At 60.0% G+C, this 15,477-nt stretch carries 16 protein-coding genes; 10 read left to right on the top strand and 6 right to left on the bottom strand.

The genetic code is table 11. The features are described from left to right. Window positions 1–2 precede the first annotated feature (2 nt). Together EX00_RS01855 and EX00_RS01850 are read right to left on the bottom strand one after the other, a co-directional pair. Window positions 3–644: a LysE family translocator gene (locus tag EX00_RS01855; RefSeq protein WP_047453562.1), complete on the bottom strand. Its 642-nt coding sequence runs from the start codon at window positions 642–644 to the stop codon at window positions 3–5. Between the two features lie 127 nt (window positions 645–771). Then, window positions 772–1,686: a polyprenyl synthetase family protein gene (locus tag EX00_RS01850; protein WP_047453560.1), complete on the bottom strand. Its 915-nt coding sequence runs from the start codon at window positions 1,684–1,686 to the stop codon at window positions 772–774. A gap of 181 nt (window positions 1,687–1,867) precedes the next feature. On the opposite strand from EX00_RS01850, the gene mtgA reads away from it, so the two are divergent. The 3 genes from mtgA to rpmF all read left to right on the top strand — a co-directional run bounded on the left by mtgA (window position 1,868) and on the right by rpmF (window position 3,737). Continuing rightward, window positions 1,868–2,614 (top strand): monofunctional biosynthetic peptidoglycan transglycosylase, encoded by a 747-nt coding sequence (gene mtgA / locus EX00_RS01845; protein ID WP_047453711.1) that lies wholly within the window; start codon window positions 1,868–1,870, stop codon window positions 2,612–2,614. Window positions 2,615–2,724: 110 nt separating this feature from the next. Next, a complete protein-coding gene (locus EX00_RS01840) occupies window positions 2,725–3,372 on the top strand; it encodes a glutathione S-transferase family protein (RefSeq protein ID WP_047453558.1) in 648 nt (215 codons plus the stop codon). Window positions 3,373–3,551: 179 nt separating this feature from the next. Then, window positions 3,552–3,737, top strand: a complete 186-nt coding sequence (gene rpmF / locus EX00_RS01835; RefSeq protein WP_006724402.1) for a 50S ribosomal protein L32 — start codon at window positions 3,552–3,554, stop codon at window positions 3,735–3,737. A 252-nt stretch (window positions 3,738–3,989) separates the two neighbouring features. Here rpmF and phaR read toward each other — a convergent pair whose 3' ends face one another. Next, window positions 3,990–4,562 carry a polyhydroxyalkanoate synthesis repressor PhaR gene (phaR, locus tag EX00_RS01830; RefSeq protein ID WP_047453550.1) on the bottom strand — a complete coding sequence of 191 codons (573 nt, stop codon included), beginning with the start codon at window positions 4,560–4,562 and terminating at the stop codon, window positions 3,990–3,992. Between the two features lie 239 nt (window positions 4,563–4,801). On the opposite strand from phaR, the gene EX00_RS01825 reads away from it, so the two are divergent. Both EX00_RS01825 and phbB read left to right on the top strand, forming a co-directional pair. Next, window positions 4,802–5,983 carry an acetyl-CoA C-acetyltransferase gene (locus tag EX00_RS01825; protein ID WP_047453547.1) on the top strand — a complete coding sequence of 394 codons (1,182 nt, stop codon included), beginning with the start codon at window positions 4,802–4,804 and terminating at the stop codon, window positions 5,981–5,983. A gap of 129 nt (window positions 5,984–6,112) precedes the next feature. Continuing rightward, window positions 6,113–6,838 carry an acetoacetyl-CoA reductase gene (gene phbB, locus EX00_RS01820; protein ID WP_047453545.1) on the top strand — a complete coding sequence of 242 codons (726 nt, stop codon included), beginning with the start codon at window positions 6,113–6,115 and terminating at the stop codon, window positions 6,836–6,838. A gap of 46 nt (window positions 6,839–6,884) precedes the next feature. Here the strand turns inward: phbB and EX00_RS31670 are convergent, their stop codons facing one another. The 3 genes from EX00_RS31670 to EX00_RS30905 form a co-directional block, all read right to left on the bottom strand. Beyond that, window positions 6,885–7,058 (bottom strand): hypothetical protein, encoded by a 174-nt coding sequence (locus tag EX00_RS31670; RefSeq protein WP_202903676.1) that lies wholly within the window; start codon window positions 7,056–7,058, stop codon window positions 6,885–6,887. A 158-nt stretch (window positions 7,059–7,216) separates the two neighbouring features. Further along, window positions 7,217–7,471 (bottom strand): YMGG-like glycine zipper-containing protein, encoded by a 255-nt coding sequence (locus EX00_RS01815; protein WP_047453542.1) that lies wholly within the window; start codon window positions 7,469–7,471, stop codon window positions 7,217–7,219. Window positions 7,472–7,518: 47 nt separating this feature from the next. Continuing rightward, on the bottom strand, window positions 7,519–7,674 hold the full coding sequence (locus EX00_RS30905) for a DUF3309 family protein (protein WP_080761183.1): 156 nt from the start codon (window positions 7,672–7,674) through the stop codon (window positions 7,519–7,521). A 1,276-nt stretch (window positions 7,675–8,950) separates the two neighbouring features. On the opposite strand from EX00_RS30905, the gene EX00_RS01810 reads away from it, so the two are divergent. The 5 genes from EX00_RS01810 (at window position 8,951) to EX00_RS01790 (ending at window position 15,331) form a co-directional block, all read left to right on the top strand. Next, window positions 8,951–12,130: a helicase-related protein gene (locus EX00_RS01810; RefSeq protein ID WP_047453709.1), complete on the top strand. Its 3,180-nt coding sequence runs from the start codon at window positions 8,951–8,953 to the stop codon at window positions 12,128–12,130. 3 nt (window positions 12,131–12,133) lie between these two features. Next, entirely contained in the window at window positions 12,134–12,538 is a 405-nt protein-coding gene (locus EX00_RS01805; protein ID WP_047453541.1) for an RNA-binding S4 domain-containing protein, read from the top strand. Window positions 12,539–12,749: 211 nt separating this feature from the next. Further along, window positions 12,750–13,088 carry a ferredoxin FdxA gene (fdxA, locus tag EX00_RS01800; protein ID WP_047453539.1) on the top strand — a complete coding sequence of 113 codons (339 nt, stop codon included), beginning with the start codon at window positions 12,750–12,752 and terminating at the stop codon, window positions 13,086–13,088. 398 nt (window positions 13,089–13,486) lie between these two features. Next, entirely contained in the window at window positions 13,487–14,059 is a 573-nt protein-coding gene (locus EX00_RS01795; protein ID WP_047453537.1) for a CarD family transcriptional regulator, read from the top strand. Window positions 14,060–14,470: 411 nt separating this feature from the next. After that, window positions 14,471–15,331, top strand: a complete 861-nt coding sequence (locus EX00_RS01790; RefSeq protein WP_047453708.1) for an RNA polymerase factor sigma-32 — start codon at window positions 14,471–14,473, stop codon at window positions 15,329–15,331. Window positions 15,332–15,477: the final 146 nt, after the last annotated feature.

Genomic DNA, 15,477 nt, shown 5'->3' with positions numbered 1-15,477 from the left:
CCTTAGATGTTGCTGGTCAGCAGCTTGATGCCGGCGAAGCAATAGAAGCCGGCCATAGCGCCTTCGATCCAGCGGCGCCCATTCCTGTAGATCTTCAGCGCATGCGGCGTCGAGAACAGCAGCGCATAGCCCATGAAGGCGATAAAGCCGGTCGTTCCGCAAACCGCTATGATCAGCACCGCAACCGAGGCCGGCGCGCCCTGCGGCATGCCGAGCGCGATGATGGCGAGCCAGGCGAAGATCGCCTTCGGATTGGTGACGTGGATGCCGTAGCCGCGCAGGATCAGCGACCTGTAGCTTGGTGCTTTTGCCTCCGTCACGGCCGCTTGCAAGTCGCCGCTTGCGCGCGCGGCGCGCAATGCCTTGTAGGCGAGATAGAGCAGATAGAGCCCGCCGAAGATCTTGAGAATCTCGAGCGCGATCGCATAGGTATGCAATAGGGTCGCCAGCCCGGCGGCCGCCGCGATCGCCCATGTCAGCGAGCCGCCGAAGATGCCGAGCGAGATCGCCATGCCCGACTTGCGGCCATGGGTCATCGACGTGGCGATGATGGCCATGATCGCGGGACCTGGGCTGACGACAGCGATGATATAGGCGATATAGGCCGGCAGGATCTGCGGCAGATAGGCGAGCGCCTCATGCATGGGATGGCTCCGGGGGGATTTCAGGCGACGATATCTGCCATGGAAAGGCCTGGTCGTCACCCGTTTTCCGCGCGATTTCTTGTCACGGGGACATGTCCGGCGATCTAATAACGCCTGAAGCGAAGGCTCAGCTCTTCCGGTTTGCCACGAAACGCGCGGTCTCGATCAGGATGGCCGCTTTTTCCCCATAGGAAGACAGCAGCTCCGTTGCTTCGCTCACCAGTCTCGCAAGCGTCGTCTCGGCCCATTCCCGACCGTGCAGCGCCACCAGCGTGCCCTTGCCGCGGGCGGCATCCTTGCCGGTGGCCTTGCCCATGGTGGCGGCGTCGGCAGTGAGGTCGAGGAGATCGTCGGCAAGCTGGAACGCAAGGCCGATCTTTTCGCCGAAGCTGCGCAGCCGTTGGCGGTCTCCGGCCGGAGCGCCGGCCAGGATGGCGCCGGCTTCGCAGGCAAAGCGGATCAGCGCGCCGGTCTTCATGGCCTGCAGAGTGGTGATGCCCTGTTCGTCCGGCGTCACCTTCTCGGCGGCGAGATCGAGCGCCTGGCCGCCGGCCATGCCGCCGATGCCGGCCGCGCGCGACAGCGCCAGCACGAGCTCCATCTTCCGGTCCGCCGGTAGATCCGTTTCCGGGGCGGCGATGATATCGAAAGCGTAGGTCAGCAGGCTGTCGCCGGCAAGGATCGCGGTTGCGTAGTCGAAGGCGATATGGACGGTCGGCTGGCCGCGACGCAGATCGTCGTCGTCCATGGCCGGCAGGTCGTCATGCACCAGGGAATAGCAGTGAACGCATTCGAGCGCCGCGCCGATCCGCAGCGCCGCATCGGCGTTGCCGCCAAGAAGTGCGGCTGTCTCCAGCACGAGAAAGGGCCGCAGCCGCTTGCCGCCGTTCAGCACGCCATGTCGCATCGCCTCGAGCAGGCGGGCTGGACGGGCGATCTCGTCATCCAGGCGGGCATCCGCGAGAAGCCGGCTCAGGACGGCTTCGACCTTGCCGGCATTATCCCTGAGGCGATGTTCGAAGGAGGAAGTGGTGCTGTCCATGGCCGCTGTTTGGCATGAGTGCCGGTCGCTGGCAACGGCAATTGTCAACAGCCGGGGTGGGAATCTCGTCGCACTCTGGTCATCGCTTTGTGTAGACGGTATGACGATTGAAGCATTCCCAGCGCGTTCCTCGAATGTGCAAGGGGTGCTCTGGGATGGGGTGATGGTGGACCTTCGGCAATTGGACATATCGACGGACAGCGAGGAGGAAGCCGAGATGCCGCGACGCTCGGCCCTGCTTGCGCGGTTCATGGCCCGTCCGCTGCCGCAGCGCATCGTTCTCGTCGTCGTCGGTTTGCTGCTGCTGCCCTATCTGCTCATCGTCCTCTACATCCTGCCTTTCGTTCATCCGGTTTCGACGCTGATGCTGCGCGATGCCGTGACATTTCAGGGATACGACCGCCGATGGGTTTCCTTCGACAAGATATCGCCGGTGCTGGTGCGATCGGTCATGGCGTCCGAGGATGGGCAATTCTGCTTTCACGGCGGTGTCGACTGGGGTGAGATGCGCATGCTTGTGCAGCAGACGCTGAAGGGCCAATCGACACGCGGCGGCAGCACGATCCCGATGCAGACCTCGAAGAATCTCTTTCTCTGGAACGGCCGCTCCTTTGTGCGCAAGACGATGGAGCTGCCACTGTCCGTCTCCTCCTCCTTCGTCTGGTCGAAGCGGCGGATGATGGAAGTCTATCTGAACATCGCCGAATGGGGGCCGGGCATTTACGGCATCGAGGCGGCCGCGCGCTATCATTTCAAGGTGCCGGCTTCGAAACTCAACGCGCGTCAGGCAGCTCTTCTCGCCGTCTCCTTGCCCAATCCGATCGATCGGGTGGCGAGCAAGCCGGGACGCGGGCTGCGCCAGCTCGCCTCGCTGATCCAGCGGCGGGCGGCGAATTCCGGCGAGTACATCAAATGCCTTTATAACTGATATCAGAACTTGTCGTTCGATCGTGCGGCTGACATCTGGCATTTTCGGCTGGAATATGAGGCTGCTCGAACTGCGCCCACCGGCCTTTCGCGGACCAAAAGGGACCAACCATGGACAAACTGACCCTCTATATCGGTAACAAGAACTATTCCTCCTGGTCGTTCCGGCCATGGATCGCGCTGGAGGGCTGCGGCGTTCCTTTTCAGGAGGTGCTGATCCCCTTCGATTTCGAGGCCGGCAACCCGGCCATCCGCGCGGTCTCGCCGACGGGCAAGGTGCCGTTGCTGGCTCATGGCGGGTTCAAGGTCTGGGAATCGCTGGCGATCATCGAATATGCGGCCGAACTTTTTCCCGAAGTGGGGCTCTGGCCTGGGGACCGGCAGGCGCGTGCCGTTGCGCGGTCTTACAGCATGGAGATGCTTGCCGGTTTCAGTGCCCTGCGCGGCGCCTGCCCTATGAACATGCGCCGTCCCGTCAGCCGGCTCGATCTCCCGGAAGGCGTCACGGACGACGTGGCGCGCATCGAGACGATCTGGCGCGAGGCGCGGGACCGGTCCGGCGGTCCTTTCCTGTTCGGCGCGTTTTCCGCTGCCGATGCGATGTTCGCGCCGGTGGTCAGCCGCTTCGAGAGCTATGACCTCGTCAGCGCCGCCGACACGCTGGATTACATGGCGGCGATGAAGGCACTCCCCGCCTGGCAGAAATGGGAAAAGGCGGCCCTTGAAGAGACGTGGCGCGTGGCGGTGGACGAGGCTTGATCGCCGATTCCGCTTCAATCCATCTGAATCCGGTGGCGCGGGCAAAAAATGCTGTGAGGGACTGGTCAAAGCCCCGCAAGGTATGTATAAGCCCCACCAAATTCCGAAATTGATCCATGTCTGTTTCGGCCGCCTGGCTGGCCGCTGACATGTTTCGTCCGCAAAGTGGAGTAACGAAAATGGCTGTACCGAAGAGAAAAACAAGCCCGTCCAAGCGCGGTATGCGCCGTTCGGCTGATGCGCTGAAGGCTTCGACCTACGTTGAAGACAAGAACTCCGGCGAACTGCGTCGCCCGCATCACATCGACCTGAAGACCGGCATGTACCGCGGCCGTCAGGTTCTGACGCCGAAGGAAAGCGCATAATCTAAGCGCTCCCTTAAGGGGTGAGATTGAAAAGGCTGGCGTTTCGCCGGCCTTTTTCTGTTTTGTTCGGGATGTATAGGGGCTTGCTTATACCCTCGCCCCAGCGGGGAGAGGGTGGCGCGGAGCGCCGGGTGAGGGGGCGTTACCGGGAAAATTGCCTTTCGCTTCCGCTTAGGACCTTCGTCGCATCGCTTCTCGGCGCCCTCATCCGCCCTTCGGGCACCTTCTCCCCGAGGGGAGAAGGGGATTATCTCACAAGCTATCCAGCTTGCTCTGCATGGCGCGGAGCTGCTCCTTCAGCTCGTCGATGTCCTTTGCTTCCGCCTTGCGGCTTTCCTTCGCCGGCGGTTTCATGAAGGGCGAGAACATCTGCATGGCCTGCTGGAACATCTCAGTGTTGCGGCGGACCTGTTCCTCGACCATCTGGATCGGGAGTTGCAAATTCTTGACGAGCGGTGTCTCGCCGAAGGCGCGGTTGATCTGTTCGCGCATCTGCACCTGCTGCTCGGTGAAGGAGCGCATGGAATGTTCGAGAAAACTCGGTACGACCATCTGCATCTGATCGCCGTAAAAGCCGATCAGCTGCCGGAGGAAGGAGATTGGCAGGAGCGTGTTTCCGGTTTTTGATTCCTGTTCGAAAATGATCTGTGTCAGGACCGAATGCGTGATGTCGTCGCCGCTTTTCGCGTCCTGAACGGTAAATTCCTCTCCCTTTTTCACCATTTCCGCCAGGTCATCCAAGGTCACGTATGTGCTGGTGCCAGTATTGTATAGGCGGCGGTTGGCGTATTTCTTGATTACGATCTGGCCCTCATTCTTTGCCATTACTCAGTCTCCTGACCCCGTCTGATTGTATGGAATACTCCTCCATTACCAAGTGTAGACGCAAAAGAAGCTTGGTGACAATCGCTTTGTGCGATGCGGCAAGCCCTTTCTATTGGTTGTATTTTTCGTTGGTGGTGACGGCTTGCTGAAATATGGGCAACCGCCGTCTTGCAGTTTGACTCGGGCGCAAAGCTTTGACAGTTTCGCCTCATATATGTTCATCCTGTGAGGAGGCTTCCATGAGCAATCCATCCATCGTTATCGCCAGTGCCGCCCGCACCGCCGTCGGCTCTTTCAACGGCGCGTTTGCGGCTATTCCGGCCCATGAACTCGGTGCGACCGCCATCAAGGGGGCGCTGGAGCGCGCCGGCGTCGATGCCAAGGAAGTCGATGAAGTGATCCTCGGCCAGGTGCTGCAGGCCGCCGAAGGGCAGAATCCGGCCCGCCAGGCCGCGATGAAGGCCGGTATTCCGCAGGAAGCGACTGCCTGGAGCGTCAACCAGCTTTGCGGCTCGGGCTTGCGCGCCGTCGCGCTCGGCATGCAGCAGATCGCAACCGGCGACGCCAGGATCATCGTCGCCGGCGGCCAGGAATCCATGTCGATGGCACCGCACGCGGCCCATCTTCGCGCCGGTACCAAGATGGGCGACATGAAGATGATCGATACGATGATCAAGGACGGCCTGACGGATGCTTTCTATGGCTATCACATGGGCATCACGGCGGAAAACATCGCCCGCCAGTGGCAGCTTTCGCGCGACGAACAGGATCAGTTCGCTGTTTCTTCCCAGAACAAGGCCGAGGCCGCGCAGAAGGCCGGGCGGTTCAAGGATGAGATCGTTCCCTTCACGATCCAGACCCGCAAGGGTGACATCATCGTCGATGCCGACGAATATATCCGCCATGGTGCGACGCTGGACAGCATGGCCAAGCTGCGTCCCGCTTTCGACAAGGACGGCACGGTGACGGCAGCCAATGCCTCCGGCCTCAATGACGGCGCGGCGGCTGCCGTGCTGATGTCCGAAGCGGAAGCCTCGCGTCGCGGCATTACACCGCTTGCCCGCATCGTTTCCTGGGCGACGGCGGGCGTCGATCCGCAGATCATGGGTTCAGGCCCGATCCCGGCCTCGCGCAAGGCGCTGGAGAAGGCGGGCTGGTCGGTCGGCGAGCTCGATCTCGTCGAGGCCAACGAGGCCTTTGCCGCCCAGGCCTGCGCCGTCAACAAGGATCTCGGCTGGGATACGTCGATCGTCAACGTCAATGGCGGCGCGATCGCCATCGGCCACCCGATCGGCGCTTCCGGCGCCCGCGTCCTCAACACGCTGCTGTTCGAAATGAAGCGCCGTGGCGCCAAGAAGGGCCTTGCCACGCTTTGCATCGGCGGCGGCATGGGCGTGGCCATGTGCTTCGAGGCGTTCTGAGGCCTTTGCGCGGTCCCCGGACGGCACGAGACGGTTTTTGAACACGATCAGGCTCAATAAAAGCGGGCGCGGGATGGACGACTCCAGAATCGATCCTCCCGCCCTAGCGACAACAAAGGGGAGTGGCACATGAGCAGAGTGGCGTTGGTGACAGGCGGTACGCGCGGCATCGGGGCAGCCATTTCGATGGCGTTGCGTAACGCGGGCTACAAGGTCGCGGCGACCTATGCCGGCAACGAGGAGAAGGCGCGGGCCTTCCATGAGGTGACGGGCATTTCTGTCCATAAATGGGATGTGACCGACTATGAGGCCTGTGGCAGGGGCATCGCCAAGGTGCAGGACGAACTCGGGCCTGTCGAGATCCTCGTCAACAATGCCGGCATTACCCGCGACGCCATGTTCCACAAGATGACGCCGCTGCAGTGGAACGAGGTCGTCAATACCAACCTCACCGGCCTGTTCAACATGACGCATCATGTCTGGCAGGGCATGCGCGACCGCAGTTTTGGCCGTGTCATCAACATCTCGTCGATCAACGGCCAGAAGGGCCAGATGGGTCAGGCGAATTATTCCGCCGCCAAGGCCGGCGATCTCGGCTTCACCAAGGCGCTGGCGCAGGAAGGGGCGGCCAAGAACATCACCGTCAACGCCATCTGCCCCGGTTATATCGGTACGGAAATGGTGCTTGCGGTGCCCGAAAAAGTGCTGAACGAGCGTATCATCCCGCAGATTCCGGTTGGACGCCTGGGGGAGCCGGAGGAAATCGCGCGCGTCGTCGTCTTCCTCGCCGCCGATGATGCCGGCTTCATCACCGGATCGACGATCAGCGCCAATGGCGGGCAGTTCGTCGTTTGAGCCGAGGGGAACAATGGGTTGGCTGATTGTCGGGAGTGCCTGGCAATCAGCGCCGGCTTGAATTCCCGGTGCGCTGTTGCCTGGGTTTGAACTCCAGGATGACGGGCTTGAAGACCATCCGGCGCATTTCCCTGTCACGCACCCGTGAGGCGTGGATCAGCACGATGAAGCTGGTGCCGACGAGAGCGAGTGCTGCGATGCCTGCGATGATTGCAACCATGGTGTCCGTCCCTTTTCAAAAACGTTACCCATCCCTACGCGATCGGCGCGGGTGCCTTTATTGGTCTAAAAATGCCGGTTCGAAGTTTTCGGCATGACGTCTTGACCTTCACGACCGGCCGCCAACACAGCGTTGACGGCCGGCCGGAGGTGACTGTCTTAGCGGCAACGCGCCTCATAGCGATTGCCATAACGGTCGCGGTAGATGCAGTAGCCGCGGCGTTCATGAGACCGGCCGATAAGATTGCCGACAACACCGCCGGCCACGGCGCCGACTGCAGCACCTCCCCAGCTATTGGTGGCAACGCCGCCGATGAGCGCGCCGGTTCCCGCACCGATGGCTGTGCCCTTCTCCGTTGCGGTGCACGAGGCGAGCGCGCCAACAATGGCGATCGCGACGATGATTTTTTTCATGGTATTTGCTCCCTGGTATAGCGAGGTTTTCAACATTATCAGCCGGATCAGATTCGGCCCATCAGCAGTAGAATGAGAACAATGACAAGAACGAGGCCGAGACCACCCGATGGACCATATCCCCAACTTCGGCTGTAACCCCAGCTCGGGAATGCGCCGATCAGCAGGAGAATCAGTATCACGAGCAAAATGGTACCAAGCATGGCTTGTTTCCTCCTCATCTAGCGTCTTAAGCTTTTCATCTGGCTTGAAACTTCATGCAAGCCGATCGTTGCTTCAGCCGACACACCTTCTATCCCGTTCCTACCAAACGGACGGCGCATCGTTTTCGCTGTCTGGGGAAACTCACGTCGCGATAAATTGTTCCGGCTCAGAAATAACATTGGGCCGAGAGGTGGATGGGTACGCCATGATGAAAGGTTAACGGCATGGAGCGCAGCGCGCGGAAAATGCCAGTTAATGATCGTGGTGTATGGTTAAAAATTGATTTAAATACAATATGTTGCGGTGAACGAAACGGGAAAATGGCCCTGTCTGTGATTCGTCGGCGATTCGTTCTGCATTTGGACTTTGGTTAACGTCGGCCCTCGAAACGACTATCTTTTTCGGACATTCGGATTTGGGTTTGATCGCCTAGAGGTAGTGCCCGCCGACCGAAATCGTTAATATCGGAAACTTTCCGGTCGGTCTGCTCCGTCTCTCCATTCTCCATTTGGACCGGCCTCTTCATCCGAACGCTAGATCTAGCCGTGAACAAATGGAATACACGATGAAATCAGCGATTCGTCGCCGATTCGTTCCGGCTTTGGTCGGGGTGTTAACGAGTACAATTACTGCGGGAATTTATTGATTTCTTTTATTCGATTTCGCTTAAAGGTTAATTGCAATCCCCGATTCGGGCCGATTTCGCGCTTCAACCATCCGGAGTCCTGTGTCCTTTCTCCGTAAATGCGCTAGATATTGTGGAGAACAAAGGTGGAATCCTAAGAAGTCGATGATTCGTCGCCGATTCGTTCCGGCTTTGACCAGAATCTTAACGGGGCACCTATCTGCGCCGGATTCTCAATGGAAATTGTCGAATTTACAAATGGTTAACCATGTTTCCCGCGACAGTCATGATCCCGGTCGAATAGCCGCTTGATGTTCTTTTTCTGAGAAAAGCGAGTCAAAAGACGATTCAGCATTTGGTGTGAGTCTGGTAATCGAAATCCACATGTTGTAGTGAACAAAAAAGGAACTCTCGGGAGTCAGCGATTCGTCGCTGATTCGTTCACAAGCTGTTCCGGACTCGTCGGGACTCGCTTGGGATGTAGCGATAATGTAGCTTTTGGTTGAGATTGCTATTTATGAAATCGAGTGTTGCGGCGGTTGTTTTTTGATTCAGGTCTTGCCTTTGTCACATATGGTCGTCATCTCTTCTTCTCTTTCCTGGGGAGCTTGCTGATCGCAAGACAGTGGTTTCTCGCCATGCATGGACCTATGACTCAGACCTCGCAGCCAATGATCCAGAGCGGACGCGGCGTAACCGCGGTGCTCGGACCGACCAATACCGGCAAAACCCATTACGCTATCGAGCGCATGGTGGCGCATGGCAACGGCGTGATCGGCCTGCCGCTGCGGCTGCTGGCGCGCGAGGTCTATACGCGTGTCGTCGAGAAGGTTGGCGCGCAGAATGTCGCGCTGGTCACCGGCGAAGAGAAGATTTCGCCGCCCAATGCGCGTTATTCGGTCTGCACCGTCGAGGCCATGCCGCGTGAGACACGCGCCTCCTTCGTCGCCATCGATGAAGTGCAGCTTGCCGGCGATCTGGAGCGCGGCCATATCTTCACCGACCGTATCCTGCATCTGCGCGGCCGCGACGAGACGCTGCTGCTCGGTGCTGGTACCATGCGGCCGATCCTTGAACAGTTGCTGCCGGGGATCACCGTCGTCGAGCGGCCCCGCCTGTCGCATCTCTTTTATGCCGGGCAGAAGAAGATCACCCGCCTGCCGCAGCGCACCGCGATCGTCGCCTTTTCCGCCGACGAGGTCTACGCCATCGCCGAGCTCATCCGCCGCCAGCGCGGCGGGGCCGCGGTCGTGCTTGGCGCGCTCAGCCCGCGCACCCGCAATGCGCAGGTGGCGCTCTATCAGGCTGGCGATGTCGAATATCTGGTTGCGACCGATGCGATCGGCATGGGCCTCAATCTCGATGTCGATCACGTCGCCTTTGCCCAGGACCGCAAATTCGACGGCTATCAGTTTCGCAATCTCAATCCGGGCGAACTCGGCCAGATCGCCGGCCGCGCCGGTCGCCATCTGAAGGACGGCACCTTTGGCGTGACCGGGCAGGTCGATCCCTTCGACGATGAGCTGGTGCGGCGCATCGAGGGTCACGAGTTCGACATGGTCAAGGTGCTGCAATGGCGCACCAAGGATTTCGATTTTTCGTCGATAGCCTCGTTGCGCGCGAGCCTCGAAAGCGCGCCCCGCGTGCAGGGCTTGACACGCGCACTGCCGGCGGTTGATCAACAGGCGTTGGAACATCTGTCGCGCGATCTGGAGATTGCCGATCTCGCCAGCAGCCCGGAGCGGGTGGAAAAATTATGGGAAGCCTGTGCGCTTCCCGACTATCGGCGTATTACGCCCGCCCAGCATGCCGATCTTATCGCTGCCCTCTTTTCCGACCTCGTGCGCTATGGCACGGTAAAGGAGGAGTTTCTTGCCGAACAGGTGCATCGCGCCGATCGGACGGATGGCGAGATCGACACGCTTTCGGCGCGAATCGCGCAGATAAGGACTTGGACCTATGTGTCGAACCGGCCCGGTTGGCTTGCCGATCCGACACACTGGCAAGAAAAGACGCGGGAAATCGAAGATCGATTGTCCGATGCGTTACATGAACGGTTGACGAACCGCTTTGTTGATCGCAGGACATCTGTGCTCATGAAGCGCCTGAGAGAGAATGCGATGCTGGAAGCTGAAATCAGTGTGAATGGGGATGTCTTCGTTGAGGGGCATCATGTGGGGCAGTTGACCGGATTCCGGTTCACGCCTATCGCGGGAACCGAGGGACCGGACGCCAAGGCTGTCCAGACCGCCTCGCTAAAGGCGCTCGCGCTGGAGTTCGAGGCGCGCGCCGCCCGGATGCATGCGGCCGGCAATAGCGATCTGGCGATCAGCGCGGACGGTCTTGTCCGCTGGCTCGGCGATCCCGTGGCGCGCCTGTCGGGCAGCGATCACATCATGCGGCCGCGCGTCATCCTGCTCGCCGACGAGCAGTTGACGAGCAATGCGCGCGATCATGTCGCAGCGCGCATCGAGCGCTTCGTGAACCATCATATCAGCACGGTGCTGAAGCCGCTCGACGATCTGTCGCGTGCTGAGGATCTGCAGGGGCTTGCCAAGGGGCTGGCCTTCCAGTTGGTCGAAAATCTCGGCGTGCTCTTCCGCCGCGACGTCACCGAAGAGGTGAAGTCGCTGGATCAGGATGGACGCGCCTCGATGCGCCGCTATGGCATCCGCTTCGGTGCCTACCACATCTTCGTGCCAGCCTTGTTGAAGCCGGCACCGGCCGAACTCATCACCCTGCTCTGGGCGCTGAAGAATGACGGCCTCGATAAGCCGGGCTATGGCGACCTGATCCCGGTGCTCGCCGCCGGCCGGACCTCCGTCGTTACCGACCCGACCTATGAGCGCACCTTCTACAAGCTCGCTGGTTTCCGTTTCCTCGGCAAGCGCGCGGTGCGCATCGACATTCTCGAGCGCCTGGCGGATATCATCCGTCCGCTGCTGCAGTGGAAGCCGGGTCAGGCGTCGCGTCCGGAAGGCGCCTATGACGGCCGCCGCTTCACCACGACGACGGCGATGCTTTCCATCCTCGGCGCGACACTCGAAGACATGGAAGAGATCCTCAAGGGTCTCGGCTATCGCGCCGATGCCGTGAAGGCGGAGGATGCGACGGCCCACCTCGCGCAGCAGGATGCCTCCTCGGCTCCGGCGCCGCAGTCTGCCGAAGTTGCCGCCGAGAGTGCCGATCATGACGACGCCGATGGCGCCAGCGATGAACCGGCAACCGAAGGCGAAACCGTTGCTCAGGAGGCTGCTCCCGCTGCGGAAGCCCCTGTCACGGAAACCCCTGTCGCTGAGGCTCCAGCGGAGCCGGCCGTTGCCGAGCCCGTGGAAGCCTCTGCTATTGATGCTGCCGACGCGGCCGCTGCCGAGCCGGCCGAACCGAAGCCGGTTCTGCTCTGGCGCCTTGGCGGACGCAACGACAACCAGCAGCGCCAGGGCGGACGCGGCCAAGGCGATCGCCGCGGCCAGCAGGGCCAGGGCGAGGGACGTGGCCAGCAGGGCAATCGTCGCAACAGCGGCGGTGGCGAGCAGCAACCGACCGGTGATGGTAATCGGGAAGGGCGCGAAGCTCGCGGCGACAACCGTGGCCCGCGCGGCAACAACCGCGATGGCGGCCGTCCTCAGAATCAGGGTAACCGCTCCGAACGCGGCGATCGTCAGGATCGCGGCGAGCGGAAAGACCGCAATGACCGGAACGACCGCAACAATCGCGGCGCGCCACAGCCGCTGCGTTTCGAAGCCAAGCCGCCGCGCAAGGAGAAACCGATCGATCCGGATTCTCCCTTCGCCAAGCTCGCGGTGCTCAAGGAGCAGATGAAGAAGTAGGTCATGACGGACGAAAGACAGCCATCTTCCGGTTCGCGCCAGCGCATCGACAAGTGGCTGTTCTTTGCCCGTATGATAAAATCTCGGTCGCTCGCGCAGGTTTACGTCCAGAAGGGCAATGTGCGGGTGAACGGCGAGCGGATCACGCAGCCGAGCCATGGTGTCAAGGCGGGCGACCGTATCGAGCTATCGCTGGAGCGGCGCGACGTCATCCTGATCGTGCGGCTGCCGGGTAATCGCCGGGGACCTTTCGAAGAAGCGAAGCTGCTCTACGAGGATCTGACGCCACCACCGGATGAGACAAAACGCCTCACGCCGTTCGAGCAAGCGCTGCGCGCGCCGGGCAGCGGACGGCCGACAAAACGCGAACGGCGCGCCATCGACCGGCTCACCTCCGGCGACGATTAGAAAACTCTGTCCGGCCTCTGGGGTTTTCAGAATTGTTTGTCCTTGAAATTGGCTGTCAAAGTGGATACCTGACGGTCAACCCGCTGGTAATCCGCCGGGCGGCATGCTTGTGCTAAGCCGCATTCGCTTGTCCGCTCCGGCTTCCGAGGGAAAGGCGCGACGTTCCAGGTTGTGCGCCCACGGAAAATGAGAGTCATTCCTGGAGTGCTTCATGACATATGTCGTGACCGACAATTGCGTTCGCTGCAAATACACCGACTGCGTGGAAGTCTGCCCTGTCGACTGCTTCTACGAAGGTGAGAACTTCCTCGTCATCCATCCGGACGAGTGCATCGACTGTGGCGTTTGCGAACCGGAATGTCCGGCCGAGGCGATCAAGCCCGATACGGAGCCGGGTCTCGACAAATGGCTGAAGATCAATGCGGATTATGCATCGATCTGGCCGAACATCACGGTGAAGCGCGACGCGCTGCCGGACGCCAAGGAATTGGACGGCGAAGAGGGCAAGTTCGAGAAGTATTTCTCGGCCAATCCCGGTTCCGGCGACTGATCGAGAGCCGTGACAGGCTGTCGATAAAGGTGTAGTCGGTAGGGCATCGACACGAATCATTGCCGTTGGCTTGCTGGGCGGTCAACGTGGCCGTTTGGCGTGTGTAAAGCAAATTATTGATTTCCTCAGATTTTTGTGATAGCTTCCTCATACTGATCCACTGCGGCATTTCGCATGCCCCGAACCATCACGAAAGCAAATAACCAATCCGTACGCGGTTTCCTTGACATATCAACGATTTGAGTTGTCGGGTCTGGGATCGCGATGAACGGATTTCTTTTTTTATGCGTATGGTTGGAACAGAATGAAGTCACCCCGACGGTGCTTCCGTCTCATCCGGGCCTGACTGACCCGGCCCCGGCCCTCACCGGGTGCGTAACAGGGAGTTTTTGAAAAGAATGACGACCCAGCAGAAAAAACCTTCAGCAGCACGCCATGGCTTCAAGACAGGTGAATCGATCGTATATCCCGCTCATGGTGTTGGTATGATCACCGCGATCGAAGAGCAAGAAGTCGCAGGCATGAAGCTTGAGCTTTTTGTCATCGATTTCGAGAAAGACAAGATGCGTCTGAAGGTGCCCGTGGCCAAGGCCATGAGCATTGGCATGCGTAAGCTTTCCGAAACGGATTTCGTCGAACGGGCGCTGAAGGTCGTCCAGGGCAAGGCCCGCGTCAAGCGTACCATGTGGTCGCGCCGCGCCCAGGAATATGATGCCAAGATCAATTCCGGCGATCTGATTTCCATTGCCGAGGTGGTTCGCGATCTCTATCGCGCCGAGAACCAGCCGGAGCAGTCCTATTCCGAACGTCAGCTTTACGAAGCCGCGCTCGATCGCATGGCGCGCGAAATTGCCGCCGTCAACAAGATGTCCGAAACCGAGGCTGTCCGTCTGGTTGAGACCAATCTGAACAAGGGTCCGAAGCGCGGCAAGGTCGTCGAAGAAGACGAATCCCAGGACGAAGCCGCATAAGGCCGAAAGTCGAAATGCCACATCCAAAAAACCCGGCCATCGTGCCGGGTTTTTTCTTTGGAACCTTTTGCCGCTTGCTGCGTTTAGGCCTCGTGTTTTGCGGCTGTATGGGTTTTCTCGTGGTTATGAGTTCTCTCGGACTGGCCGTTTCCCCTGACGTTCATGAGGACCGGCCGATGCGTTTTGACAGGAAATTTCCCGGCGATCTAAAGTTATTTCGTTCGCCAGATTATTTCGGCGAAGTCGAACTAGACCGGTAACCGACCGTCCGGTTATCCGGACATCGGTCTCCAATCGCATTGCATTCATAGCTTTTCATCCGCTCAGCGATGTTCGGAAACGATGTTTGCTGCCTTTTCCGTCGACCCGCGGCACAGAGATGATTTTGAGGCCGAACTTAGGGAGATGCATATGAATATGTCTGCAGATCGGCGCATGATAAAGATCGCGATGGCCGCTCCCTATCTTGCCCGCGACGAAGAGCACGATCTCGCCATCCGCTGGAAGGATCACGATGATCGCGGCGCCCGCAACAAGATCGCCACCGCCCATATGCGCCTGGTGATTTCCATGGCGGGGAAATTCCGCAATTTCGGCCTGCCGATGAGCGACCTTGTACAAGAGGGTTATGTAGGGCTCCTGGAAGCGGCGGCAAGGTTTGAGCCGGAGCGAGAAGTACGATTTTCCACCTATGCAAGCTGGTGGATCCGCGCCTCGATCCAGGATTACATCCTGCGCAACTGGTCGATCGTGCGTGGTGGTACAAGTTCGGCGCAGAAGGCGCTGTTCTTCAATCTCCGCCGCCTGCGCGCCAAGCTTGCCAGGGGCAATGCCGGCGTCACCGTGCAATCCATTCATGAGGAAATCGCCGTCGCCCTGGGGGTTAGCCTCGCCGACGTGCAGACCATGGATGCGCGCCTTTCCGGCAATGATGCCTCCCTGCAGGCGCCGTCTATATCCGGCGATGCCGAAAGCGCCGAGCGCATGGATTTCCTGATCAGCGACGAGCCTTTGCCGGACGAACAGGTCTCCAACATGATCGATGGCGAACGCCGCCGCGTCTGGCTGGCCTCCGCACTGAAACATCTGAACGAACGCGAAATGAAGATCATCCGCGCGCGCCGCCTGGTGGAGGATGGCGCGACGCTGGAGGAGCTGGGTGCCGATCTTGGTATTTCCAAGGAACGCGTGCGCCAGATCGAAAGCCGCGCCATGGAGAAGCTCCGCAGCGCCCTGGTCGATGCCGATCCACGCATGGCAAGCTATGCGTGAAATCCTTCTCCCCTCGGGGAGAAGGTGCCGGAGGCGATAACGGGACGAGGAGTGTTCGTTTCCGACGCATTTGGCGCAGGTTGAGGGCAGCCTGATGGCCAGTGACCTGCGCATGCCGCGCGCCTTCTCCCCGTTGGGGCGAAGCC

This window comes from Martinezella rhizogenes (assembly GCF_000799715.1).
GTDB classification, from domain to species: Bacteria; Pseudomonadota; Alphaproteobacteria; order Rhizobiales; family Rhizobiaceae; genus Rhizobium; species Rhizobium rhizogenes_C.
The sequence above is the reverse complement of the archived record's forward strand: the minus strand, read 5'-3'. Positions and strand labels throughout refer to the sequence as shown.